Genomic DNA, 21,548 nt, shown 5'->3' on the forward strand with positions numbered 1-21,548 from the left:
GGCCCCCCTCATGCCGCAGAATCGCTCGCCGAGCCCAGAACCTGCGGAAATGAGTGATCCACTACATGTGTGCGCTGCTGTCCGAGCGTGAGCCCGCGCCGGAGTCCCGCGCGTTCGACCTTCCCGACCGGCTCGCCGCCAAGGCCGACCCGGTACTGATCGCCGCCGACGAGCGGCACTTCGCGGAGATCTCCGCGAGCCTGGAGCAGACCGTCGCCGAGCTGTCCGACACCCTGGACGCCCTGCGCCGGGCACCCGGCGGGGCCGGCCGGGAGGCGCTGGAACGGGACCTGGAGATCCACCGGCTGACCGCCCGGCTGCGCGCCCTGCGCCGCTTCGGCCTCGACCTGTGCCTCGGCCACATCGTGCACGACGGTGATCCCGAGCCGGTCTACATCGGCCGCCTGGGCCTCACCGACCCCACCGGCCGCCGGCTGCTGATCGACTGGCGCTCCCCCGCCGCCGAGCCGTTCTTCGCCGCGACCCACGCCCACCCGATGGGCCTGGCCAGCCGCCGCCGCTACCGCTGGACGCGCGGCCGGATCACCGACTATTGGGACGAGGTGTTCACCGCCGACGGCCTGGAGCACCACGCGGCGCTGGACGACCAGTCGGCCTTCATCGCCACCCTCGGCACCAACCGCTCGGAGCGGATGCGGGACGTGCTGGCCACCATCCAGGCCGACCAGGACGCGATCATCCGGGCCTCCTCGCGCGGCGCCCTCGTGGTGGACGGCGGCCCCGGCACCGGCAAGACCGTCGTCGCCCTGCACCGCTCCGCCTACCTCCTCCACTCCGACCCGCGCCTCGGACACCGCCGGGGCGGCGTCCTGTTCGTCGGCCCGCACCAGCCCTACCTCAACTACGTCGCCGACGTGCTGCCGAGCCTCGGCGAGGAGGGGGTCCAGACCTGCACCGTGCGGGACCTGGTGGCCGAGGGCGCCACGGCGGGCGTCGAGACCGACCCCGAGGTAGCCCGGCTGAAGTCCTCGGCGGACCTGGTGAAGGGCATCGAGAAGGCGGTGCGCTTCTACGAGACCCCGCCCACCGACCCCCTGACCGTCAGCACCCCGTGGGGCGAGCTGCACCTGACCGCCGCCGACTGGGCCGAGGCGTTCGAGGCGGCGGAGGCGGGCGTCCCGCACAACGAGGCCCGCGACCTGATCTGGGAGGCGCTCGTCACGATCCTCCGCGACCAGTTCGACAAGGAGGTCCCGCCCACGCTCTTCCGCCGGGCCCTGGCCTCCGACGGCGAGCTGACCGGCACCCTCCGCCGCGCCTGGCCCCTGCTGGAGGCGGCCGACCTGGTCGGTGACCTGTGGACCGTCCCGGCGTACCTGCGGATGTGCGCCCCCTGGCTCTCCCCCGACGAGGTACGCCTGCTGCGCCGTACCGACCCGCAGGCGTGGACGGTGTCCGACCTGCCCCTGCTGGACGCGGCCCGGCAGCGGCTCGGGGACCCGGAGACCTCGCGGAAGAAGCGCCGCCAGGCCGCCACGGTCGCCGTCGAGCGGGAGCGGATGTCCGCCGTCATCGACAGCGTGATCGCGGCCGACCCGGACGGCGAGGGCGCGGTGACCATGCTGCACGGGCAGGACCTCAAGGACAGCCTGGTCGACGAGGGCGCGCTGCCCGCCATCGAGGCGGACGCGCTGGCCGGTCCGTTCGCGCACATCGTGGTGGACGAGGCCCAGGAGCTGACCGACGCCGAGTGGCAGATGCTGCTCCTGCGCTGCCCCTCGCGCAGCTTCACCATCGTGGGCGACCGCGCCCAGGCCCGGCACGGCTTCACCGAGTCCTGGCGGGAACGGCTCACGCGGGCCGGTCTCGGCCGGGTGGAGGTGGCCTCGCTGAGCATCAACTACCGCACCCCCGAAGAGGTGATGGCCGAGGCGGAGCCGGTGATCCGCGCCGCCCTCCCGGACGCCAACGTGCCCACCTCGGTACGCGCGAACGGCATCCCGGTCACCTACGGTCCGGTCTCCGACCTGGACGCCGTACTGCACGACTGGCTGGCCGAGCACGCCGAGGGGACCGCCTGTGTCATCGGCGATCCCGCGTTCAAGGAGCGGCCCCGCGTCCGCTCGCTCACCCCGGAGCTGGCGAAGGGGCTGGAGTTCGACCTGGTCGTGCTGGTGGACCCGGCCGCCTTCGGCGAGGGCATCGAGGGCGCGGTGGACCGGTACGTGGCGATGACCCGCGCGACCCAGCGGTTGGTCGTACTGGGCGCCCGATAGCGCCGGGGCGGGGCACCCGGACGTGCCGGGTGCCCCGCCGCGTGGCTTTCGCCGGAGCTGCCGCGTCAGGCGGTGTGGTCCGGGTCGAAGCGGTCCTCGACGTCCCGCATGCCGCTCTCGGCGCGGTCACGCTGGGGCTGGCCGGCGCGCTCCTGGTGGTCGCGCCCCTGCGGGCCGCGCTGACCGGCCTTCTCGCGGGCCTGGCCGGCCTTCTCCTTGGCCTGGTCCTGCATCTTGCGGGACTTCTCCTGGAACTGGTCCTTCATACCCATGTGGGTTCACATCCCTGGTGAGAACGGTTGCGGCCCCGGTGGGGCCTCGACCAGATTCACACGGGCGAACACCCTGCGCATGTCGATCAGTTACGCTGCGTAGCGCGAGCCGCCTCGTCGGCCGCGCCGCCCGCCCCGACCAGCCCCGACCGCATCCCGGTCAGCCGGTCCGCGTACCTGCGCATCTCGCGCTGGCCGACGGTGCCGATGAGCGCCGGGAGGTAACCGCGCATGCCCTGCATCCCGCGCAGCCACCACTGTCCGTACACGTGGGGCGACCGGCGCTCGATACCGTCCACCAGCCGGTCGACGGCCGGGCCGAGCGGATAGGTCTTGTTGGACGGCCAGGGCAGCCGCTGCCTCAACTCCCGCATCACGTCGTCCTGGTCGGCGCCGCGCACCATGTCGGTGTCGGTCCAGGACAGGTAGGCGACGCCCACCCGCACGCCCAGGTAGCCGACTTCGCCGCGCAGGCTGTGCGCGTACGCCTCCACGCCGGACTTGGAGGCGCAGTACGCGGTCATCATCGGCGCCGGGGTCATCGCGGCGAGGGAGGCGATCTGGAGCAGGTAGCCGCGGCTCTCGGTGAGCACCGGCAGGAAGGCGCGGGCGGTGACGGCCGAGCCGATGAGGTTGACCTCGATCACCCGCCGCCAGGCCACCGGGTCGGAGTCGGCGAACGGACCGCCGGTCGCCACACCGGCGTTGGCCACCACGATGTCGACCTTGCCGAACCGCTCCTTCACCTCGGCGGCGACCCGGCCCATCGCCTCGTGGTCGGTGACATCGGCGTACCAGTACGCGCTCTCGCCGTACAGCCGCTCGGAGACGGCCTTCAGCTCGTCCTCCTCCAGGCCGACCAGGGCCACCTTGGCGCCACGCGCGGAGAGTTTGCGGGCCAGCAGCTCGCCGACGCCGCGTGCCGCACCGGTGACGACGGCCACCTGTCCTTCGAGACCGACCTTGCTCATGCGCCCTCCTCCAGGCGGACGGGGATGCTCCCCGTGACGTACAGGGTGACGAGTTCCCGTATCCGGCCGTTCACCGCTTCCGGCGCCTCCACCGGGGACATGTGCCCGACGCCGAACAGCTCGGTGAAACCGGCGCAGTTGGGCAGCTCGGCCACGAGCATGCGGGCGTGCGACGAGGGGGTGAGCCGGTCGGCGGTGCCGTGCAGCACGGCGGTGGGCACGGTCAACTGCCGTACGCCGTGGTCGAGATCGAGCCGGTCCAGCACCCCGCCCCAGGCGTGCCGGGCGGCGCGCGGGCAGGCGTGCACGATCCGGGCGCAGGCGTCGACCAAGTCGGGGGCCGAACCGGGGCCCATGGTCGCGTACTTGAGGATCTTCTTGGCCAGGGGTGTGACCGGGCCGAGCGGCAGGGACGAGCCGAGGATGCGCCCGGTGAGCCAGGTGCGGACGCGTCCGGCGCGCAGCGGCACCACGCGTGCCTCGGCGGTGAGCCGTCCGCTTCCCGTACTGCACAGCAGGGCTGCGGCCGCGTGCTCCCGGAAGCGGGGGCGGCCCGAGGCGGACATGATCGTCATGCCGCCCATGGAGTGGCCGACGATCAGCGCGCGTTCGCCGGGCGCCAGGGTCGCCGCGAGCACCGCTTCGAGGTCGTCCGCGAGCGCGTCGGTGGAGCACACCGGGCTGTACGGGCTCAGGCCGTGGCCGCGCTGGTCGTAGGCGATGACCCGGTGGTCGCGGGCGAGTTCCTCGATCTGCGCGGCCCAGAAGGCGGTGGAGCAGGTCCAGCCGTGGGAGAGGACGACCGGGGGCGCGTCCTCGGGGCCGTGCACCTCGACGTGCAGGCGGGCGCCGTTGGTGGAGGTGACCTCCAGGGTGCGGCTCATGCGGTGGCCTCGCTCGGGACGGCGGCCGGCTTCGTGACCGCGGGCTTGCGCAGCACCTCGTACTCGGTGAGGTCCACGCGGCGGGTGGCCTGGCGGAACTCGCTGGTGGTGCCGGGCCAGACGGTGGTGTTGCGGCCGCTGGCGTCCAGGTACCAGCTCGTGCAGCCGCCGGTGTTCCAGACGGTGCGCTTCATCCGCTCCTGCACCCGGCGGTTCCAGCGGTCGACGGCGGCGGGGCGGGCGTCCAGCGCGGTGCGGCCGCCCAGGGTGTCGAGCTGGCGCAGGTAGTCGGCCAGGTAGTTGAGCTGGGACTCGATCATCAGGATCATCGAGGAGTTGCCCAGGCCGGTGTTGGGCCCGATCACGCTCAGCCAGTTCGGGAACCCGGCCGCCGAACCGCCGCGCAGCGCCTCCATCCCGCCCTTCCACGCCTCGGCCAGCGTGACGCCCCCGACGCCGACCACGCGCTCGGCGATGGGCATGTCGGTGACGTGGAAGCCGGTGCCGAAGACGATCGCGTCGACCTCGGTCTCGGTGCCGTCGGCGGCGACCACGGTGGAGCCCCGGATCTCGGTGACCCCGCTGGCCACCACGTCCACGTTGGGCTGGGCGAGCGCCGGGTAGTACGCGCTGGACAGCAGGATGCGCTTGCAGCCGATGCGGTAGTCCGGGGTGAGCTTGGCGCGCAGGGCCGGGTCCTTGATGGCGCGGGCCATGTTGCGCTTGGCGAGCTGCTCCACCAGGCCGAGTTCGTCGGGGTGCTTGGTGAACGCCTGCACCTGGAGTTCCCGGATGCCCCAGAGCAGCCCGCGCCGCAGCCGGGCGGTGAAGGGCAGCGCCTGGTGCAGCCTGCGCTCGGCGGTGCCGATCGCCCGGTCCATGCGGGGCATCACCCAGGGCGGGGTGCGCTGGAAGACGGTGAGCTTCGCGACCTCCGGCTGGATCGAGGGGACGATCTGGATCGCGGAGGCACCGGTGCCGACCATGGCGACGCGCTTGCCGCGCAGGTCGAAGTCGTGATCCCAGCGGGCGGAGTGGAACACCCGGCCGGGGAAGGAGTCCAGCCCCGGGATCTCGGGGATCTTCGGGTCGGACAGCGGGCCGGTGGCGGAGACCACCATGTCGGCGGTGAGCGAGCCGCTCGCGGTCTCGATGTGCCAGCGCAGCTCGTCCTCGTCCCAGGTCATCAGCTTGACCTCGGAGTCGAAGCGCAGATGCGGGCGCAGCCCGAAGTCGTCGGCGACGCGCTCCAGGTAGGCCCGGATGTGCTCCTGCCCGGAGAAGGTGCGCGGCCAGTCGGGGTTGGGGGCGAAGGAGAAGGAGTACAGGTGCGACGGGACATCGCAGGCACAGCCCGGATAGCTGTTGTCCCGCCAGGTCCCGCCGACGCTGCCGGCCCGCTCCAGGACGACGAAGTCGGTGATCCCCTCCCGGCGCAGCCGCACGGCGGCCCCCAGCCCGCCGAACCCGGACCCGATCACCGCCACCCGTACATGCTCGTGCTCGGCCATCCCGACGCCTCCACGCATCCTCGGACTCTGCCAGTGAACACTGGCGCAATGGGACTGTAGAGCAGCTCCGTACTGAGCGGTAGGGGGCGCGGAAAGGAAAGTTACCGGCGGTACGCCATAGGCTGCGGACGTGGCAGAAGACGGCGGACACAGCGGCGGGCAGGCCGGCGGGCGCGAGTACCGCATGGAGGAGCTGGCGCGCATCGCCGGGATCACCGTGCGCACCCTGCGGTTCTACCGCGAGCGCAGACTGATCCCGCCGCCCCGCCGCGAGGGCCGTATCGCCTGGTACGACGACCATCATCTGGCCCGGCTGCGCACCATCGCGGCGCTGCTGGAGCGCGGGCACACCCTGAACGGCATAGCCGAGCTGGCCGAGGCGCTGGACAACGGCCGGGACGTGGCCGACCTGCTGGGCGTCGCGCCCACCGAGGAGGAGCCGGTCCGGCTGACCCCGGAGGAGCTGGCGGCCCGCTTCGAGGGCGAGGTGACCCCGGAGAACCTGGCGGCCGCGATGACCCTCGGCTACGTCGGCACCGACGGCGACGAGATCGTGCACATCAGCCGCCGCCTGCTGGACGTCTCCTCGGCGCTGGTCCGCGAGGGCATCCCGCTGGCCGAGGTCCTGACGGCCGCGGCCCGGGTCCGCGAGCACGCGGACGCCCTCGCGGCCCTCTTCACCGACGTGATCCGCCGCCACGCCCCCGAGGACTCCCTGCACCGCCTGCGCCCGCTGGCCCGCAGCGTGGTGGAGGCGGAGCTGTCACTGGCGATGGACCGGCGGCTGAGCAAGCTCGACTAGCGCTCGTACACCACGGTGACCGGCGCGTGGTCGGACCAGCGCTCGGCGTGGGTGGCGGCGCGCTCTACCCAGCCCTTGACCGCCTTCGCGGCGAGGCCGGGGGTGGCCATGTGGTAGTCGATGCGCCAGCCGGAGTCGTTGTCGAAGGCGCGGCCCCGATAGGACCACCAGCTATACGGGCCCTCGGTGTCGGGGTGCAGGGCGCGGACGACGTCCACGTAACCCCCGTCCTCGGCGGTGAGCACCCGGCTCAGCCACTCCCGCTCCTCGGGCAGGAAGCCGGAGTTCTTGAGGTTGCCGCGCCAGTTCTTGAGGTCGGCCTGCTGGTGGGCGATGTTCCAGTCGCCGCAGACCAGCACCTCGCGGCCGTCGGCGGCGGCCCGCTCGCGCAGTTCCTTGAGGTGGGCGGAGAACTCGCCCATGAAGCGGACCTTCTCGTCCTGCCGCCCGGTGCCGACCTCGCCCGAGGGCAGGTACAGCGAGGCGACGGTCACACCGGGGAGGTCGGCCTCGGCATAGCGGCCCGAGCCGTCGAACTCCGCCGAGCCGAAGCCGACGCGGACGCGGTCGGGCTCACGGCGCGTGTAGAGGGAGACGCCCGCGCGGCCCTTGGCGGCGGCGGGCGCGTGCACGACATGCCAGCCGTCGGGCTGCCGTACGTGCTCCGGGAGCTGCTGCGGCTCGGCACGCACCTCCTGCAGGCAGACCACGTCCGCAGACGTCTGGTCCAGCCACTCCACGAAGCCCTTCTTGGCGGCGGCCCGCAGTCCGTTCACATTCACCGAGGTCACAGTCAGCACCAGGGCACGATACCGGCACACTGGTTTGTGACCGACGCCCCTTCACCGCATAGAAGTACGATGCCCAGCATGAATATACGCCGCGTTCGCTTCGACCACCCCGACGCCGTGAAGCTCAACGACGAGGTCCAGGCCGAGTACCACGTGCGCTACGGCGACGGCGGCGACGCCACCTCGCTCGACCCCGCCGACTTCGACCCGCCCAGAGGCGCGTACCTGATCGCGTACGACGCACACGACCGCCCGGTGGCCACCGGCGGCTGGCGCAGCCAGGACCTGAACGCGGAGGGCAACCAGGACGGCGACGCGGAACTCAAGCGCATGTTCGTCATCGCGCAGATGCGCGGCCATGGCCTGGCCCGCCGCATCCTCGCCGAACTGGAGGCCGACGCCCGCGCGGCCGGCCGCACCCGCATGGTCCTGGAAACCGGCACCGAACAGCCCGAGGCCATCGCCCTCTACACCTCCAGCGGCTACACCCCGTGCACCAAGTTCGGCTACTACCGCCACCACGAGAACAGCCTCTGCTACGCGAAGCCGCTCGGGACGCCGGACGGCGCCAAGTAACCCGGCCCAGTGGCCTGTTGCCGCAGCACAGGCCACTGCCGCCCCTGTGACGCGCCTGTGACGTGATGGCGATCACTCCGCCGAAAGTCGGAACATACGATCAGCTCAGTAGCTGCCGCGCCTTTCGGCCCCACCTGACAGTGCGAGCGGATGCGACTCCCCCTCCTCATCATCGGGTTCTTTCACACCTTCTGGAGTCCTTCATGTCTTCGCTCGGTTTCCGACGCAACTCCGCCGTCCGCGCCGCTTTCGTCGCCGCCTCCCTCACCGCCACCGTCCTGCTGCCGGCCGGTGCCGCGTTCGCCGCGGACGGCGGGACGGCGAGCCCGCAGGCCGCCACCACGGCCCCGAGCGGCACGCCGGGCACCGAGGTCGGCACGCCGACCTCGACCACCAAGCCCAGCACGCCCGCCACCCCCACCGCGTCCGAGGAGCCCGAGGGGCAGCAGGGCCCGGTCCTGACGAAGACCGTCGCGCTGAAGGGCGATCTGACGGCCAAGGTCTACAAGCACACCGACCAGGGCGGCTACTACTCGGCCACCGTCATATTCAAGGGCAAGACCCTCGGCGAGCTGCGCGCCGGCGGCAGCTTCGGCGCCCAGCAGATGAAGGTCTTCAACGGCATCAAGGTGACCCTGCGCGCGGACGGCAGCATGACCTCCGCCGACGAGTACATCGGCAACGGCGGCCAGGGTCCCGTCACCCCGGTCCGCTGCGTCGTCACCGTGACCCGGAACATCGGCGCCGGCACGGAGGCGCTGGTGACCATCAGCCCGTCGGGTCCCTCGGTGCAGTTCCGGGGCGCCGGCGAGACCAAGCTGCTGCCGTACACCCTGAACCGTCTGCACCCGAAGCTGCCGGCGAGCGCGGGCTTCCTGGCCGAGATCCTCGGCCCGAACAGCACCCACCCGCGTCTGCGCACCAACATGGAGGGCGGCGGCCACCCGGCGTCCGTCCAGGACTTCCCGCAGCTCCCCAAGGGCTGCAGCTTCGTCTACCCGACCACCTCCACGGGTTCGGCGGGCTCCACCGGCACCACCTCGACCAGCCAGACGACCGTCGTACCCAAGGGCAGCGTCGCGGCCGGTTACGAAAGCACGCAGGACAGCGACGCCCCCGTGCTGATGGCGGTCGGCGGGGCCGCCGCAGCCGGGGCCGCGGGCATCGGCTTCGTCGTCCTGCGCCGTCGCGGCACCTCGGTCGCCGGCCGCTGAAACGTCGTCCCCACGGGTGCGGGCCCGCCGCCTCAAGCGGTGGCCCGCACCCGTCGTTCCGTCTGGAGTCAGCCTGATGCAGCGCCGTGTCACGACCGCCACGCTCACCCTCGCGCTCGGCCTCGCCCTGGCCGCCTGCGGCACGCAGGACAGCACCGGGCACGCCGCCCCGCCTCCACCTCGCCCCGTCTCCACCCCAGCCGCCGCACCCGCCAAGTCGGCGGCACCCATGGGCCGTTCGCTCCCGGTCCGGGTCACAATCCCCTCGGCGGGCGTCGACACCGGCCCCATCCTGAAGCTGGGCCTGGCCGCCGACGGCACGGTGGAGGTTCCCTCCGTCGCGCAGGCCGACCGGATCGGCTGGTACTCCAAGGGCGTCACCCCCGGCGAGACCGGCCCCGCCGTCCTGATCGGCCACTACGACACCGTGAAGGGCCCGGCCGTGCTGCGGAACGTGGGGAGGATCAAGCAGGGCGCCCGGATCACCGTCGCCCGCGCCGACGGCTCCTCCGCCGTCTTCTCCGTCCGCACGGTCGAGCAGGTCGACAAGGACGCCTTCCCCACCGACAAGGTCTACGGCGACACGACCCGCCCCGAACTCCGCCTGATCACCTGCGGCGGAGCCATCGAGAACGGCCACCGCCCGGACAACATCATCGTCTACGCCGACCTGGTCCCCGCCAAGGGCTGACCGGTGCGAGGCTGACCCGATGACCCCGAACACCACACCGGAGTGGGAACAGCGGTGCACGGCCCTGTGGGACGCCTTCGAGGAGGTGGACGCGGCCCAATTCCGTTCCCGGATGGCCGCGTTGGCCGCCGAACTGCCCCCGGACCACCCTGTGGCCGCCTACGAACTCGCCTCCGCCCACGACGCCACCGACCTCGGCGAGGACGCCGTTCCCCTCTACCGCCGGGCTCTGGACCCCGGCCTGCCCGACGACCGCCGACGCCAGGCCGTCATCCAGTTGGCCAGCACCCTGCGCACGCTCGGCCAACCGGAGGCGGCGGCCGACCTGTTGCTCGCGGAGCGCGACCGCACCTCGGACCACCTGGACGACGCGCTCACCGCGTTCCTCGCCCTGGCCCTCATCGACCTCGGCCGCGAACGCGAGGCAGCCGCCCTCGCCCTGGGCGCCCTGGCACCCCACCTCCCGGCCTACCGGATCTCCGTCGCGCGATACGCGGACGCCGTGATCGAACCGGCCTAAACGACGAGACCCCGTCCGATCAGAAGATCGGACGGGGTCTCGTGAACCCTTCCCGAGCTAACTCGGGAGGAGCGTTACGTGGACCTGAGGGGATTTGAACCCCTGGCCCCCTCGATGCGAACGAGGTGCGCTACCGGACTGCGCCACAGGCCCTTGCAACGAGTGAAACTCTAGCATCCCGATCGGCGTGCTCGGAAATCCGCTCCGGGACTGGTCAGAGGCTCACTCGTTGGCGGCGCGCGGCCGGTCGCCGTCCTCGTACTGGTCGAACAGCGGGGTGCGGCCGCGCTCGCGGGAGCGGCGGGCGGAGGCGCTGCGCCGGGCGTCGCCCCGCGCGTCCTCCGGGCGCTCCCCGTCCGGTGCCGGTTCGGCCGCCGGGACCTCGGGACGCTGCTCCGGGGTGACGGCGCTGGAGCGGGCCGAGCTCCAGGTGCCGGGGGCGCCCAGGTCCACGTCGGCGGTGGCGCGCGGGGCGACCGGCGCGGTCACGTACGTGGGCAGCGGCACCGGCACCGGGTCCCAGCTCTCGCCGTGGCCGGGGCGGCGCTGCCGTTCGCGCTGCTGGTCGACCCACTCGGCGTGGTCGGTCTGCTCGACCAGGGCGCGCCGGTCGGCGGCGAGGGCGGCGGACAGAGCGGGGTCGGTGTGCGGCCCCGTTCCCTCCTCCGGCTCGTCGGCGACGACGGCCGCCTCGGCGGCCGCGCGGCGGCGCGGCTGGCGGGCCCGCTCCCGCAGCCGGGCGGCCGCGTCCTCGGCGCTCCTGCGGTCCATCTGGAAGGCGAACCGGCGCCGTTCCTGCCGGCGCAGATAGCCGATGTACGCGCTGAGCAGCACGGCCGGCACGGCGGGCACCCAGAGGAGGGCGAGGCCCCCCACGGCGGCGGCGATCGCGCCGACGGTGAAGGCGAGGAACAGCAGCACGGTGGTGCGCCGTCTGCGGGCGAGCACCTTCGTGCGCTGGGCGCGCGCCGCGGCCGCCTGCGCCGACGGCGTGCGCCGGGCGGGGACGTGTTCGGGTTCGGGCGCCTGGGCGGGGCGGGACGGATGCGCCTGCGCGGAGGGCGACTTGGAGGCCGCGGGGGCCGCCTGGTCGCGCGGGGCTTCCGCCCGCACCTGCCGCTCGGGCTCGGTGTCCGCCCGGACCTGACGGCGCGTCGGAGGCACGGCGAAGTCCCGGACGTCCACCGAGTCGGTGGCGACGTCCGGGTCACCGGCGTCCGGCTCCCCCTCCTGGGTGGAGCGCGCCCGCAGGTCCTTGGCGTACCGGCGCTCCATTCCCGCCCTTCCGGACAGCAGCCGGATGGCGGTGCTGAAGCGTTCCGTCGGACGGGCCTCGTTCAGCTCGTCCTGCCTACGGAGCCACATCGGCACCAAGTAGGCGGCCCAGGCCCCGACGATGACTGCGTAGATGAGGCCGCTGCTGCTCACGACTCACACGGTAGAGGGGTTTGCTCGGGGCCATCCGCCAATTGAGCCGGTGTGTCGCACGATCTGGCTGATATTTCCAGCTTTTTTTGCGACCGATGCGATCAGCGGACCGTCGAAGGGGGGAATTGAATGCCCGGAGACGGTACCGAGATGGTCGCCTCGGGCATTAATTCGAACAGATATTCAATTCCCGGTGCTGTTCGCATTCCCCGGCTGTCCGGGCCGCCCCGCGCGGGTGCGCCGCCAGCGGTCGACCAGGCCGTCGGGGACCTCCTCGGCGGTGAGCGCGTAGACCATGTGGTCCCGCCAGGCGCCGTCGATGTGCAGATAGCGCGGCCGCAGGCCCTCCTCGCGGAAGCCGAGCTTCTCCACCACGCGCCGGCTGGGCCGGTTCTCCGGGCGGATGCAGACCTCGATCCGGTGCAGCCCCACCGCGCGGAAGCAGTGGTCGGAGACGAGCGCCACGGCGGTCGGCATCACCCCGCGCCCGGCGACCGACTGGTCCACCCAGTAGCCGATGTGCCCGGAGCACATGGAGCCCCAGGTGATCCCGGCGACCGTGAGCTGGCCGACCAGGCGCCCCTGGTACTCGATGACGAACGGCAGCATCCGGCCCGCCGTCGCCTCGGAGCGCAGGTGCCGGATCATCTGCCGGTAGGTGGGCCGGTGCGTGATCGGCCCGGTCGGGGTGGGCGGCGGGATGGTCGCCTCCCAGGGGCGCAGCCAGTCCCGGTTGCGCCGGTTGACCTCGCGCCAGGCGCGCTGGTCGCGCACCCTTATCGGCCGCAGGACGACATCGCCGTCCACCAGCACCACGGGCCAGGCTCTGCCGGTCAGCTCGCACCCCCGGCGCCGGTGTGGCCCGGTGCGTCGGGCCGGGGGTGGTCGCCGCCGCGGATCTGGTCGACGGCGTGCGTCAGCAGCGGCTCCAGCACGGCGAGCCCATCGCGGACCCCGCCGCTGGAACCGGGCAGGTTCACGATCAGCGTGCCGCCCGCGACCCCGGCCAGACCCCGCGAGAGCGCGGCGGTGGGCACCTTCTCGCGCCCGTACGCCCGGATCGCCTCGGCGATGCCCGGTACCTCGTACTCCAGGACCGCGCGGGTCGCCTCGGGGGTGCGGTCGGTGGGCGAGATGCCGGTGCCGCCGGTGGTCACGACCGCGTCGTACCCGGCCGCCACGGCCGCGCGCAGGGCGGCCTCGACCGGGTCGCCGTCCGGGACGACCTGGGGGCCGTCCACGGCGAAGCCGAGGCGGGTGAGGCCCTCGGCGACGGCGGGGCCGCCCTTGTCGGCGTAGACCCCGGCGGAGGCGCGGTTGGAGGCGGTGACGACCAGCGCGCGGTACGGGGTGCCGGTCACGCCCGGCTCCAGTGGCCGGACTTGCCGCCCGTCTTCTCCTCCACCCGCACGTCGGTGATGACGGCGCCCTTGTCGACCGCCTTCACCATGTCGACCACGGTGAGCGCGGCGACGGACACGGCGGTGAGCGCCTCCATCTCCACACCGGTGCGGTCGGTGGTCTTCACGGTGGCCAGGATCTCCACGCCCTCGTCCGTGACCGCGAGGTCCAGCGTCACACCGGACACCGACAGCGGGTGGCACAGCGGGATGAGGTCCGGGGTGCGCTTGGCGCCCATGATGCCCGCGATCCGGGCGGTGGCCAGGGCGTCGCCCTTGGGCACTCCCTCGCCGCGCAGCAGCTCGACCACGCGCGGGGACACGAGCACCCGGCCACTGGCACGGGCGGTGCGCGCGGTCACTTCCTTCCCGGATACGTCGACCATGCGGGCCGCGCCCGCCTCGTCGATGTGCGTCAGTCGGTCGTGCGTACTCATGGTGTGCGGTGCTTCCCGTTCGCGGCCCGCCGGCGCGGGCGATGCGCGGGCCTCCTGTGCGCGCCACGGTACCGCCAAGTCGGCTCGGGCACCGGGCCGGGACCCTCTCCCGGCCCCGCGCTCAGCCGAGCAGGACGACCTCGACCTCGGTGCCGGGCTCCGCCTCCGTCACGTCCTCGGGGAGCACGATCAGCGCGTTGGCGTGGGCCAGCGCGGCGATCAGATGGGAGCCGCTGCCACCCACGGGGGTGACCTCGCCGTCCTCGTAGTTGCCGCGCAGGAACTGGCGGCGGCCCTCGGGCGAGCGCAGCGGCCCGTCCACCGTGAGGGTGGCCCGCGTGCGCGGCCGGTGGACCTCGGGGAGGCCCATCAGGGCGCGGATGGCGGGGCGTACGAACAGCTCGAAGGAGACGTACGACGACACCGGGTTGCCGGGCAGGGCCAGCAGCGGGGTGTGGTCGGGGCCCACCGCGCCGAAGCCCTGGGGCTTGCCGGGCTGCATGGCGAGCTTGCGGAAGTCGACCCCGCCGCCCTCCTCCTCGCCGACCTCGGTGAGCGCCTCCTTGACCACGTCGTACGCGCCGACGCTGACCCCGCCGGTGGTGACCAGCAGGTCGGCGCGGACCAACTGGTCCTCGATGGTGGAGCGCAGCACGTCCGCGTCGTCCGCGACCGCGCCGACCCGGTAGGCGATGGCACCCGCGTCCCGGGCGGCGGCGGTGAGGGCGAAGCTGTTGGAGTCGAAGATCTGCCCGTGCGCCAACGGCTCGCCCGGCTGGACGAGTTCACTGCCGGTGGACATCACGACGACGCGCGGACGCGGCCGCACCCGGACCGTGCCCCGGCCGATCGCGGCGAGCAGCGCGATCTGGGACGGCCCGAGGACCGTGCCCGCGGCGAGCGCCCGGTCACCGGCGCGCACATCGCTGCCGCTGGGCCGGACATGGGCCCCCGTCTCGGCGGGCCGGAAGATCCGGACCTGGCCCTCGGCGCCCTCGGGCGCCTGGGCGCGGGCGCGCATCCCGCTCGCCGGGCCGCCGCCGAGCCCGGCGTCCGTCCACTCGACGGGGACGACGGCCTCGGCACCGGGCGGCAGCGGGGCGCCGGTCATGATGCGCGCGGCCTGGCCGGGGCCGACCTGGACCGGGGCGGCGTCACCGGCGGCGACGTCACCGACCACGTCCAGGACCGCCGGGTACTCCTCGCTCGCACCGGTCACGTCCGCGACCCGTACCGCGTAACCGTCCATGGAGCTGTTGTCGAAGGGCGGCAGGGACACCGGCACCATGACGTCGTCGACCAGCGCACAGCCCTGCGCGTCGGGGAGCTGCAGCTCGATGGGGTCGAGCGGGCGGACGGTGCTGAGAATGTCCTCCAGGTGCTCGTCCACCGACCACACGTGGTCCGGTCCGACGGGACGGTTCGCGGCGGTGCTCAACGTTCCTGCATCTCCTCGGCGACGAAACTGCGCAGCCAGGTCCTGAAGTCCGGGCCCAGGTCCTCACGTTCGCACGCGAGACGGACAATGGCACGCAGGTAGTCGGCACGGTCGCCGGTGTCATAGCGGCGGCCCTTGAAGACGACGCCGTGCACCGGACCGCCGACCTTCTCGTCCTCCGCGAGCTGCTGGAGGGCGTCGGTGAGCTGGATCTCGCCGCCCCGGCCGGGCTCGGTCTTGCGCAGTATGTCGAAGACGTGCGGGTCGAGGACGTAGCGGCCGATGATCGCGTAGTTCGACGGGGCGTCCGCCGGGTCCGGCTTCTCGACCAGGCCGGTCACCTTGACGACGTCGCCGTCCTCGGTGCCCTCCACGGCGGCGCAGCCGTAGAGGTGGATCTGCTCGGGGGCGACCTCCATCAGGGCGATCACGCTGCCGCCGTGCTGCTCCTGAACCTCGATCATGCGCTGGAGCAGGGGGTCGCGGGGGTCGATCAGGTCGTCGCCGAGGAGGACCGCGAAGGGCTCGTTGCCGACGTGCGGGGCGGCGCACAGCACGGCGTGGCCGAGGCCGCGGGGGTCGCCCTGGCGGACGTAGTGCATGGTCGCCAGGTCGCTGGACTCCTGGACCTTGGCGAGGCGGTCGGCGTCGCCCTTCTTGCCGAGCGCCGATTCCAGCTCGTAGTTGCGGTCGAAGTGGTCCTCCAGCGGACGCTTGTTGCGTCCGGTGACCATGAGGACGTCCTCGAGGCCCGCCGTCACCGCCTCCTCGACCACGTACTGGATGGCCGGCTTGTCCACGACCGGCAACATCTCCTTGGGCGTCGCCTTGGTCGCGGGCAGAAAGCGGGTACCCAGCCCGGCTGCCGGAATGACAGCCTTGCTGATCCTCGGGTGCAACTCAGTCATGCGCGCCACTCTAACCGGTGTCCTTAGGGGGAAATCCCCTGCTCCGCTTAGGTGAGCGTGATAATCGCGGACCGAAATGGAGGCGGCCACAGGTGGAATCCGACGAACGTGCGAAGGACCCCGCGAAGAGGGGGCTACGGCGTGAACTCCTGGCGAATAGAAGGGGGTTGAGCGAGGAGGACCTTCTCGCCCATGAGCGGGCCCTCGCCGCGCACGCCCTCGCCCTGCCCGAACTCGCCGCCGCCCGCACGGTCGCCGCCTATGTCTCGGTCGGCACCGAACCCGGCACGGCCGCCCTCCTGGAGGCGCTGCGCGAGCGCGGCACCCGCGTGTTGCTCCCGGTACTGCTCCCCGACGACGACCTCGACTGGGGCCCCTACACCGGACCCGGCTCGCTGACGGTGGTCCGGTACGGCGGCCGGATGGAGCTGGCCGAGCCCGCCGGGCCGCGCCTCGGGCCCGACGCGGTGACGGAGGCGGACGTGGTGCTGCTGCCGGGCCTCGCGGTGGACGGGCGCGGGATGCGGCTGGGGCGGGGCGGGGGGTCGTACGACCGGGTGCTCGCGCGCCTGGAGCGCGCGGGCGCGCGTCCGGCGCTCGTGGTGCTGCTGTACGACACGGAGGTGGTGGCACGCGTGCCCGCCGAGGCGCACGACCGCCCGGTGCACGCCGTGGTGACGCCGGCCGGGGTACGCCGTTTCGCACGCCCCTGATACGCGAGAAGGCCCTCCACGCGCGCGTGGAGGGCCTTCAGCTTCGTACGGGCTTACGGCCGCAGGTTCAGCGTGTCCTTCGTGCTGCCGTCGACCGACTCGGCCGAGAAGGACCAGGGCAGCAGATCGCCGTCGGCCCACTTGTCGGTCTGGTCGGTGTAGTGGGCGTTGAAGGCGTGTCCCGAGGCGCCGCTGAGGTTGATCCAGCGGGACTTGTCGAGGTCGGCCAGGTTGACGACCATCCGCATGGACGGCACCCACACCACCCCGTAGCCCCCGGCGGCGTTCCAGCCGGTGGCGTTGACCGTGGCCTCGCCGCCGCTGAGCTTCCAGGGGCCGCGGTTGAGCGCGTACTGGAGCAGCTCCGGGCCCTCGAGGCCGAGGGTCTGGTTCTTGAGGAACAGCCGGTGCAGCCGGCCCCAGCTCCAGGTGTCGATGTCCTTGCCGAGCTTGGCGGTCAGCTCCCAGCGGGCGTCGATCATGGCGCGGGTGAACAGCTCGTCGCGGTTGTGAGCGGCCGGGCGGTTGCCCGACTTGGGCGCCTGCCACCACTGGCTGTCCGGCTTGTCCATGAGCGTGCGCACGACCTCGAACCAGCGGTCGCCGCCGTCCGGCTGCGCCTGGTCGGCGTCCCGCTGACCGCACTCGCGGACCTTGCTCCGGTCGTCCAGCGGACCGGTGCTGCCCGCGCGCTCCACCCACAGGCACTGGTTCTTGGCGCGCAGCTCCTTGGGGAGCTTGTCGCCGAAGCCGAGCTTGAGGATGTTGCGCCACACGGCGTTGAAGTAGGCGGCCGCGGCCGAGTCGGCATCCTGGGTGTAGTCCCAGCCCTCCAGCAGCTTCTGCGCCTTGCGGACCTCGGGGTCGTCCAGGTCCAGCTTGAGCAGCTTGGGCACCAGCAGCTTGGCGATCTCGCTGCTGTTGTCGAGCTGCATCTGGCGCATGTCGTCGGTGGAGACCTTGCCGCCGTCCTTGATCTTGGACTCGATCAGATCGGCGATGCGCTGGCTGCGGGTGCCGTAGCCCCAGTCGGTGGTCAGGGTGTACGGGTACGCGTCCTTGTCGACCACGGCCTGGTTGGCGGTGACGATGTAGCCGCGCTTCGGGTTGTACTCGTAGGGCAGCTCGTCCTGGTCCAGGAAGCCGGTCCAGCGGTACTTGGAGTCCCAGCCCGGCGCGGGCACCGAGCCGTCGTCGCCCGCGGCGCGGGTGGGGATCTTGCCCGGCAGGGTGTAGCCGATGTTCTCGGAGTCGGCGTAGATCAGGTTCTGGGACGGCACGTCGAAGAGCGCGGCGGCCTTGCGGAAGCCGGTCCAGTCGGACGCCTTGTCCATGGCGAACACCGCGTCCATGGAGGTGCCGGGGTCGAGCGCGGTCCAGCGCAGCGCGATGCCGTAGCCGTCGCCGCGGTCGGGGGCGGCGGTGTCGACGCCGGCCTTGCGGCCGACCTCCACCAGCTCGTCGTCGCGGTCGGAGAGCAGCGGCATGCCGTCGGCGGTCTGGCGTACGACGATCTTCTTGGACGCGCCCCCGGCGACCTTGATGGTCTCCTCGCGGGTGCGGAAGGGGCGGACCTTGCCGTCGGAGAGGTAGCCGTCGCCGGAGATCTTCTCCAGGTAGAGGTCGCTGACGTCCACGCCGGAGTTGGTCATGCCCCAGGCGATCTTGCCGTTGTGGCCGATGACCACACCGGGCATGCCCGCGAAGGTGTAGCCCGCCACGTCGTACTGGCACTTGCTGGAGATGCTCCGGCAGTGCAGGCCCATCTGGTACCAGACCGAGGGCAGCGAGGCGGAGAGGTGCGGGTCGTTGGCGAGCAGCGGCTTGCCGGTGATGGTGTGGGCGCCGGAGACGACCCAGGAGTTGGAGCCGATGCCCTGGCCGTTGACGCCGACGGCGGTGGGGAGGTCGTCGAGGACCTTGGTGAGGCCGGTGAGCTGGCCGGTGAGGCCGGTGCCGGTACCTGCGGTGCCGCCGGTCGTGCCCTGGGTGCCGGTGCCTGTGCCGGTGTTGCCCGTCGTGCCGGTCGAGCCCTGGGAGCCCGTGCTGGTGCCGGTGCTCGTCCCCGACGGGGCGCCGTCCTGCTGGAAGGTCTTGCTGAGCGCGCTGTACTGGCCCTCGCGCACGATCGGCTTGTTCCGGTCGTAGGGGTAGTCCGGGTACAGCTCGCGGATCTGCTGCGGGGTCAGGCGGCTGGTCATCAGGGCGCGGTCGGTCTCGTCGCGCATGTTGCCGCGCAGGTCCCAGGCCATCGCCTTCAGCCACGCGACGGAGTCGACCGGGGTCCACTCGGCGGGCTTGTAGTCGTTGGTGAAGCCGAGGGCCGCGTACTCCAGGGAGATGTCCTGGCCGTCCTTGCCCTTGAGGTAGGCGTTGACACCCTTGGCGTACGCCTGGAGGTACTGCTTCGCGGAGGCCGACAGCTTGGTGTCGTACTCCTGCTTCGCCACCCGGTCCCAGCCCAGGGTGCGCAGGAACGCGTCGTTCTTGACCTGGCTCTTGCCGAACATCTCCGACAGGCGGCCGGAGGTGAGATGGCGGCGCACGTCCATCTCGTAGAACCGGTCCTGTGCCTGCACGTAGCCCTGGGCCATGAACAGGTCGGCGTCGGAGGAGGCGTAGATCTGCGGGATGCCGTAGCCGTCGCGCTTGACGTCGACGGGGCCGGAGAGGCCCTCGAGCGTGACCGATCCCTTGGTCTGCGGGAAGGAAGCACGCACCGTGCTGATGGACCAGAACGCCCCGAAGGCTATGCCTCCGATGAGGGCCAGGACCAGCAGAATCACGACAAGTCGGGCTTTGCGCCCCTTCTTCCTGCCGGACGTGCCGGGCTTGTCACCCGATGTGGCGGTGGTGTTGGGGGGCATCGCTGTCCTTGCTGTCCTCACGCGAGCGGCAGGCGGGGCTGTGACTTTGAATGAGCGCTGGAGCAACCATAGGCGCAGGCCCCGGAACCACTTGACGCGGAGTCGGGAACCAGCGGGCACGGGCGTTCGATCTTGCCAACCCGAGCGTCAAGGAAGCGTCAAGAGTTAGGTAAGGTAACGAAGTAGTCGGGTGCGGTCCGCCGCCCCTCGGTGTCTTGTGTACGCGAGCCCACGTGCGCCCCCGCGCGGGCCAATGAAGGGATGCGCCGCTGACTGTCCACCACCTCAACCAGCTCCTGCTCGCCTGCTCGCTCGTCCTCCTGGTCGCGGTCGCGGCCGTGCGGATCTCCTCGCGCAGCGGGCTCCCCACCCTGCTCGTCTACCTCGGGATCGGTGTCCTCATGGGCTCCGACGGCGTGGGGAACATCCACTTCGACAACGCCGAGATGACCCAGGTCATCGGGTACGCCGCCCTGGTCGTGATCCTCGCCGAGGGCGGTCTCGGCACGAAGTGGAAGGAAGTGCGGCCGGCCCTGCCGTCCGCCTCGGTGCTGGCGACGGTGGGCGTCGCGGTGAGCGTCGGCGCGACGGCCGCGGGCGCGCACTATCTGGTCGGGCTGGAGTGGCGGCAGGCGTTCATCGTCGGCGCGGTGGTGTCCTCGACGGACGCGGCGGCGGTGTTCTCCGTGCTGCGCAAGATCCCGCTCCCCTCGCGGGTGACGGGCACGCTGGAGGCGGAGTCCGGCTTCAACGACGCCCCGGTGGTCATCCTGGTCGTCGCCTTCTGCCAGGCCGGTCCGGTGGAGCACTGGTACATCCTGCTGGCCGAGATCGTGCTGGAGCTGGCCATCGGCGCCGCCCTGGGTCTCGCGGTGGGCTTCCTCGGCTCCTGGGGGCTCAAGCACGTCGCCCTGCCGGCCTCCGGTCTCTACCCGATTGCCGTCATGGCCATCGCCGTCACCGCGTACGCGGCCGGCGCGCTGGCCCACGGCAGTGGCTTCCTCGCCGTCTATCTGGCCTCCATGGTGCTGGGCAACGCCAAGCTGCCGCACTGGCCGGCCACGCGCGGGTTCGCGGAGGGGCTGGGCTGGATCGCGCAGATCGGCATGTTCGTCCTGCTCGGCCTGCTGGTGACCCCGCACGAGCTGGGCGACGATGTGGTGCCCGCGCTGATCATCGGACTGGTGCTGACCATGGCGGCCCGTCCGCTGAGCGTGGTGCTGAGCCTGACCCCGTTCCGGGTGCCATGGCAGGAGCAGGCGCTGATGTCCTGGGCGGGGCTGCGCGGCGCGGTCCCCATCATCCTGGCCACCATCCCCATGGTGAGCGGGGTCGAGGGCAGCCGCCGGCTGTTCAACATCGTCTTCGTACTGGTCGTCGTCTACACCCTGATCCAGGGGCCGACCCTGCCTTGGCTGGCCCGTAAGCTGCGGCTCGGCGAGGAGGGCGAGGCGGCCGACCTCGGCATCGAGTCGGCGCCGCTGGAGCGGCTGCGCGGCCATCTGCTCTCGCTCACCATCCCGGACGACTCCCGGATGCACGGCGTCGAGGTGGGCGAGCTGCGGCTGCCGCCGGGCGCCGCCGTCACGCTGGTCGTCCGGGACGGCAAGTCGTTCGTACCCTCCCCCACGACCGTGCTGCGACACGGTGACGAGCTGCTGGTGGTCGCCACCGACCCGGTCCGCGACCAGGCCGAACGCCGGCTGCGCGCGGTCACCCAGGGCGGCAAGCTGGCCGACTGGCTGGGCACCGGCAGTAAGGAGCACCGGCACTGAGGGTGCTGGTTCTCACAGGTCCCGGCGGCCGGGGCCGCCTGTACGATCAAAGCATCTGATCGAACCAACTCTGTCCGATTCGTCTGACGCAGAGCTGGCGCGACCGTATGGCG

The 21,548-nt window shown here is 72.1% G+C and carries 20 protein-coding genes and 1 tRNA gene; 8 read left to right on the top strand and 13 right to left on the bottom strand.

All coding sequences use genetic code 11. The annotated features are described in order from the left end of the window. Nucleotides 1-65: 65 nt before the first annotated feature. On the top strand, nt 66-2,237 hold the full coding sequence (gene helR, locus E5083_RS23460; protein WP_135787952.1) for an RNA polymerase recycling motor ATPase HelR: 2,172 nt from the start codon (nt 66-68) through the stop codon (nt 2,235-2,237). A gap of 65 nt (nt 2,238-2,302) precedes the next feature. Here the strand turns inward: helR and E5083_RS23465 are convergent, their stop codons facing one another. The 4 genes from E5083_RS23465 to E5083_RS23480 all read right to left on the bottom strand — a co-directional run bounded on the left by E5083_RS23465 (nt 2,303) and on the right by E5083_RS23480 (nt 5,875). Then, entirely contained in the window at nt 2,303-2,509 is a 207-nt protein-coding gene (locus E5083_RS23465) for a hypothetical protein (protein WP_135787684.1), read from the bottom strand. An 86-nt stretch (nt 2,510-2,595) separates the two neighbouring features. Next, nucleotides 2,596-3,480, bottom strand: coding sequence for an SDR family oxidoreductase (locus tag E5083_RS23470; protein ID WP_135787685.1), 885 nt, complete (start codon nt 3,478-3,480; stop codon nt 2,596-2,598). Then, on the bottom strand, nt 3,477-4,364 hold the full coding sequence (locus E5083_RS23475; protein WP_135787686.1) for an alpha/beta fold hydrolase: 888 nt from the start codon (nt 4,362-4,364) through the stop codon (nt 3,477-3,479). The genes E5083_RS23470 and E5083_RS23475 overlap by 4 nt, the downstream gene beginning before the upstream one ends. Then, entirely contained in the window at nt 4,361-5,875 is a 1,515-nt protein-coding gene (locus tag E5083_RS23480; RefSeq protein WP_135787687.1) for a flavin-containing monooxygenase, read from the bottom strand. The genes E5083_RS23475 and E5083_RS23480 overlap by 4 nt, the downstream gene beginning before the upstream one ends. 184 nt (nt 5,876-6,059) lie before the next feature. Between E5083_RS23480 and E5083_RS23485 the strand changes: the two genes are divergently transcribed. Beyond that, a complete protein-coding gene (locus tag E5083_RS23485) occupies nt 6,060-6,677 on the top strand; it encodes a MerR family transcriptional regulator (protein ID WP_135787953.1) in 618 nt (205 codons plus the stop codon). Here E5083_RS23485 and E5083_RS23490 read toward each other — a convergent pair. Continuing rightward, the gene (locus E5083_RS23490; protein WP_167513609.1) at nt 6,674-7,477 is read right to left on the bottom strand and encodes an exodeoxyribonuclease III; all 804 of its coding nucleotides are present in this window, start codon (nt 7,475-7,477) and stop codon (nt 6,674-6,676) included. The genes E5083_RS23485 and E5083_RS23490 overlap by 4 nt on opposite strands. 69 nt (nt 7,478-7,546) lie before the next feature. Here E5083_RS23490 and E5083_RS23495 point away from each other — a divergent pair, with 69 nt between their 5' ends. From E5083_RS23495 to E5083_RS23510, 4 genes are all read left to right on the top strand, one after another. After that, the gene (locus E5083_RS23495) at nt 7,547-8,044 is read left to right on the top strand and encodes a GNAT family N-acetyltransferase (protein ID WP_135787689.1); all 498 of its coding nucleotides are present in this window, start codon (nt 7,547-7,549) and stop codon (nt 8,042-8,044) included. Nucleotides 8,045-8,247: 203 nt separating this feature from the next. Beyond that, complete coding sequence (locus E5083_RS23500; protein WP_135787690.1) at nt 8,248-9,258, top strand: hypothetical protein; 1,011 nt, start codon at nt 8,248-8,250, stop codon at nt 9,256-9,258. A 76-nt stretch (nt 9,259-9,334) separates the two neighbouring features. Beyond that, nucleotides 9,335-9,949, top strand: coding sequence for a class F sortase (locus tag E5083_RS23505; protein WP_135787691.1), 615 nt, complete (start codon nt 9,335-9,337; stop codon nt 9,947-9,949). 19 nt (nt 9,950-9,968) lie between these two features. Continuing rightward, nucleotides 9,969-10,469 (top strand): tetratricopeptide repeat protein, encoded by a 501-nt coding sequence (locus E5083_RS23510; RefSeq protein ID WP_135787692.1) that lies wholly within the window; start codon nt 9,969-9,971, stop codon nt 10,467-10,469. Between the two features lie 79 nt (nt 10,470-10,548). Here E5083_RS23510 and E5083_RS23515 read toward each other — a convergent pair. From E5083_RS23515 to galU, 7 genes are all read right to left on the bottom strand, one after another. Further along, a tRNA-Ala gene (locus E5083_RS23515) sits at nt 10,549-10,622 on the bottom strand. Nucleotides 10,623-10,691: 69 nt separating this feature from the next. Further along, nucleotides 10,692-11,897 (bottom strand): divisome protein SepX/GlpR, encoded by a 1,206-nt coding sequence (gene sepX, locus E5083_RS23520; protein ID WP_135787693.1) that lies wholly within the window; start codon nt 11,895-11,897, stop codon nt 10,692-10,694. 183 nt (nt 11,898-12,080) lie between these two features. Then, the gene (locus E5083_RS23525) at nt 12,081-12,713 is read right to left on the bottom strand and encodes a GNAT family N-acetyltransferase (protein WP_135787694.1); all 633 of its coding nucleotides are present in this window, start codon (nt 12,711-12,713) and stop codon (nt 12,081-12,083) included. Between the two features lie 17 nt (nt 12,714-12,730). Next, entirely contained in the window at nt 12,731-13,258 is a 528-nt protein-coding gene (locus tag E5083_RS23530) for a MogA/MoaB family molybdenum cofactor biosynthesis protein (RefSeq protein WP_135787695.1), read from the bottom strand. Then, nucleotides 13,255-13,734, bottom strand: a complete 480-nt coding sequence (moaC, locus tag E5083_RS23535) for a cyclic pyranopterin monophosphate synthase MoaC (protein ID WP_030814523.1) — start codon at nt 13,732-13,734, stop codon at nt 13,255-13,257. Before moaC ends, E5083_RS23530 begins: the two co-directional genes overlap by 4 nt. A 121-nt stretch (nt 13,735-13,855) precedes the next feature. Then, nucleotides 13,856-15,172, bottom strand: coding sequence for a molybdotransferase-like divisome protein Glp (gene glp / locus E5083_RS23540; RefSeq protein ID WP_135787696.1), 1,317 nt, complete (start codon nt 15,170-15,172; stop codon nt 13,856-13,858). Then, nucleotides 15,169-16,080: a UTP--glucose-1-phosphate uridylyltransferase GalU gene (gene galU, locus E5083_RS23545; RefSeq protein WP_135787697.1), complete on the bottom strand. Its 912-nt coding sequence runs from the start codon at nt 16,078-16,080 to the stop codon at nt 15,169-15,171. The genes glp and galU overlap by 4 nt, the downstream gene beginning before the upstream one ends. 92 nt (nt 16,081-16,172) lie before the next feature. Here galU and E5083_RS23550 point away from each other — a divergent pair, with 92 nt between their 5' ends. Beyond that, nucleotides 16,173-16,793 (top strand): 5-formyltetrahydrofolate cyclo-ligase, encoded by a 621-nt coding sequence (locus E5083_RS23550; protein ID WP_135787698.1) that lies wholly within the window; start codon nt 16,173-16,175, stop codon nt 16,791-16,793. Nucleotides 16,794-16,846: 53 nt separating this feature from the next. On the opposite strand, the gene E5083_RS23555 is transcribed toward E5083_RS23550, so the two are convergent. Then, on the bottom strand, nt 16,847-19,660 hold the full coding sequence (locus E5083_RS23555) for a penicillin acylase family protein (protein WP_135787699.1): 2,814 nt from the start codon (nt 19,658-19,660) through the stop codon (nt 16,847-16,849). Nucleotides 19,661-19,929: 269 nt separating this feature from the next. Here E5083_RS23555 and E5083_RS23560 point away from each other — a divergent pair, with 269 nt between their 5' ends. Continuing rightward, nucleotides 19,930-21,435, top strand: a complete 1,506-nt coding sequence (locus E5083_RS23560; RefSeq protein ID WP_135787700.1) for a potassium/proton antiporter — start codon at nt 19,930-19,932, stop codon at nt 21,433-21,435. The last annotated feature ends 113 nt before the right edge of the window (nt 21,436-21,548 follow it).

Source organism: Streptomyces bauhiniae, assembly GCF_004784475.1.
In the GTDB taxonomy this organism is placed as follows: Bacteria; Actinomycetota; Actinomycetes; order Streptomycetales; family Streptomycetaceae; genus Streptomyces; species Streptomyces seoulensis.

Coding starts and splice junctions, on each gene's coding strand:
- helR (WP_135787952.1), top strand. CDS start 66: ATGTGTGCGCTGCTGTCCGAGCGTGAGCCCGCGCCGGAGTCCCGCGCG.
- E5083_RS23465 (WP_135787684.1), bottom strand. CDS start 2,509: ATGGGTATGAAGGACCAGTTCCAGGAGAAGTCCCGCAAGATGCAGGAC.
- E5083_RS23470 (WP_135787685.1), bottom strand. CDS start 3,480: ATGAGCAAGGTCGGTCTCGAAGGACAGGTGGCCGTCGTCACCGGTGCG.
- E5083_RS23475 (WP_135787686.1), bottom strand. CDS start 4,364: ATGAGCCGCACCCTGGAGGTCACCTCCACCAACGGCGCCCGCCTGCAC.
- E5083_RS23480 (WP_135787687.1), bottom strand. CDS start 5,875: ATGGCCGAGCACGAGCATGTACGGGTGGCGGTGATCGGGTCCGGGTTC.
- E5083_RS23485 (WP_135787953.1), top strand. CDS start 6,060: ATGGAGGAGCTGGCGCGCATCGCCGGGATCACCGTGCGCACCCTGCGG.
- E5083_RS23495 (WP_135787689.1), top strand. CDS start 7,547: ATGAATATACGCCGCGTTCGCTTCGACCACCCCGACGCCGTGAAGCTC.
- E5083_RS23500 (WP_135787690.1), top strand. CDS start 8,248: ATGTCTTCGCTCGGTTTCCGACGCAACTCCGCCGTCCGCGCCGCTTTC.
- E5083_RS23505 (WP_135787691.1), top strand. CDS start 9,335: ATGCAGCGCCGTGTCACGACCGCCACGCTCACCCTCGCGCTCGGCCTC.
- E5083_RS23510 (WP_135787692.1), top strand. CDS start 9,969: ATGACCCCGAACACCACACCGGAGTGGGAACAGCGGTGCACGGCCCTG.
- moaC (WP_030814523.1), bottom strand. CDS start 13,734: ATGAGTACGCACGACCGACTGACGCACATCGACGAGGCGGGCGCGGCC.
- galU (WP_135787697.1), bottom strand. CDS start 16,080: ATGACTGAGTTGCACCCGAGGATCAGCAAGGCTGTCATTCCGGCAGCC.
- E5083_RS23555 (WP_135787699.1), bottom strand. CDS start 19,660: ATGCCCCCCAACACCACCGCCACATCGGGTGACAAGCCCGGCACGTCC.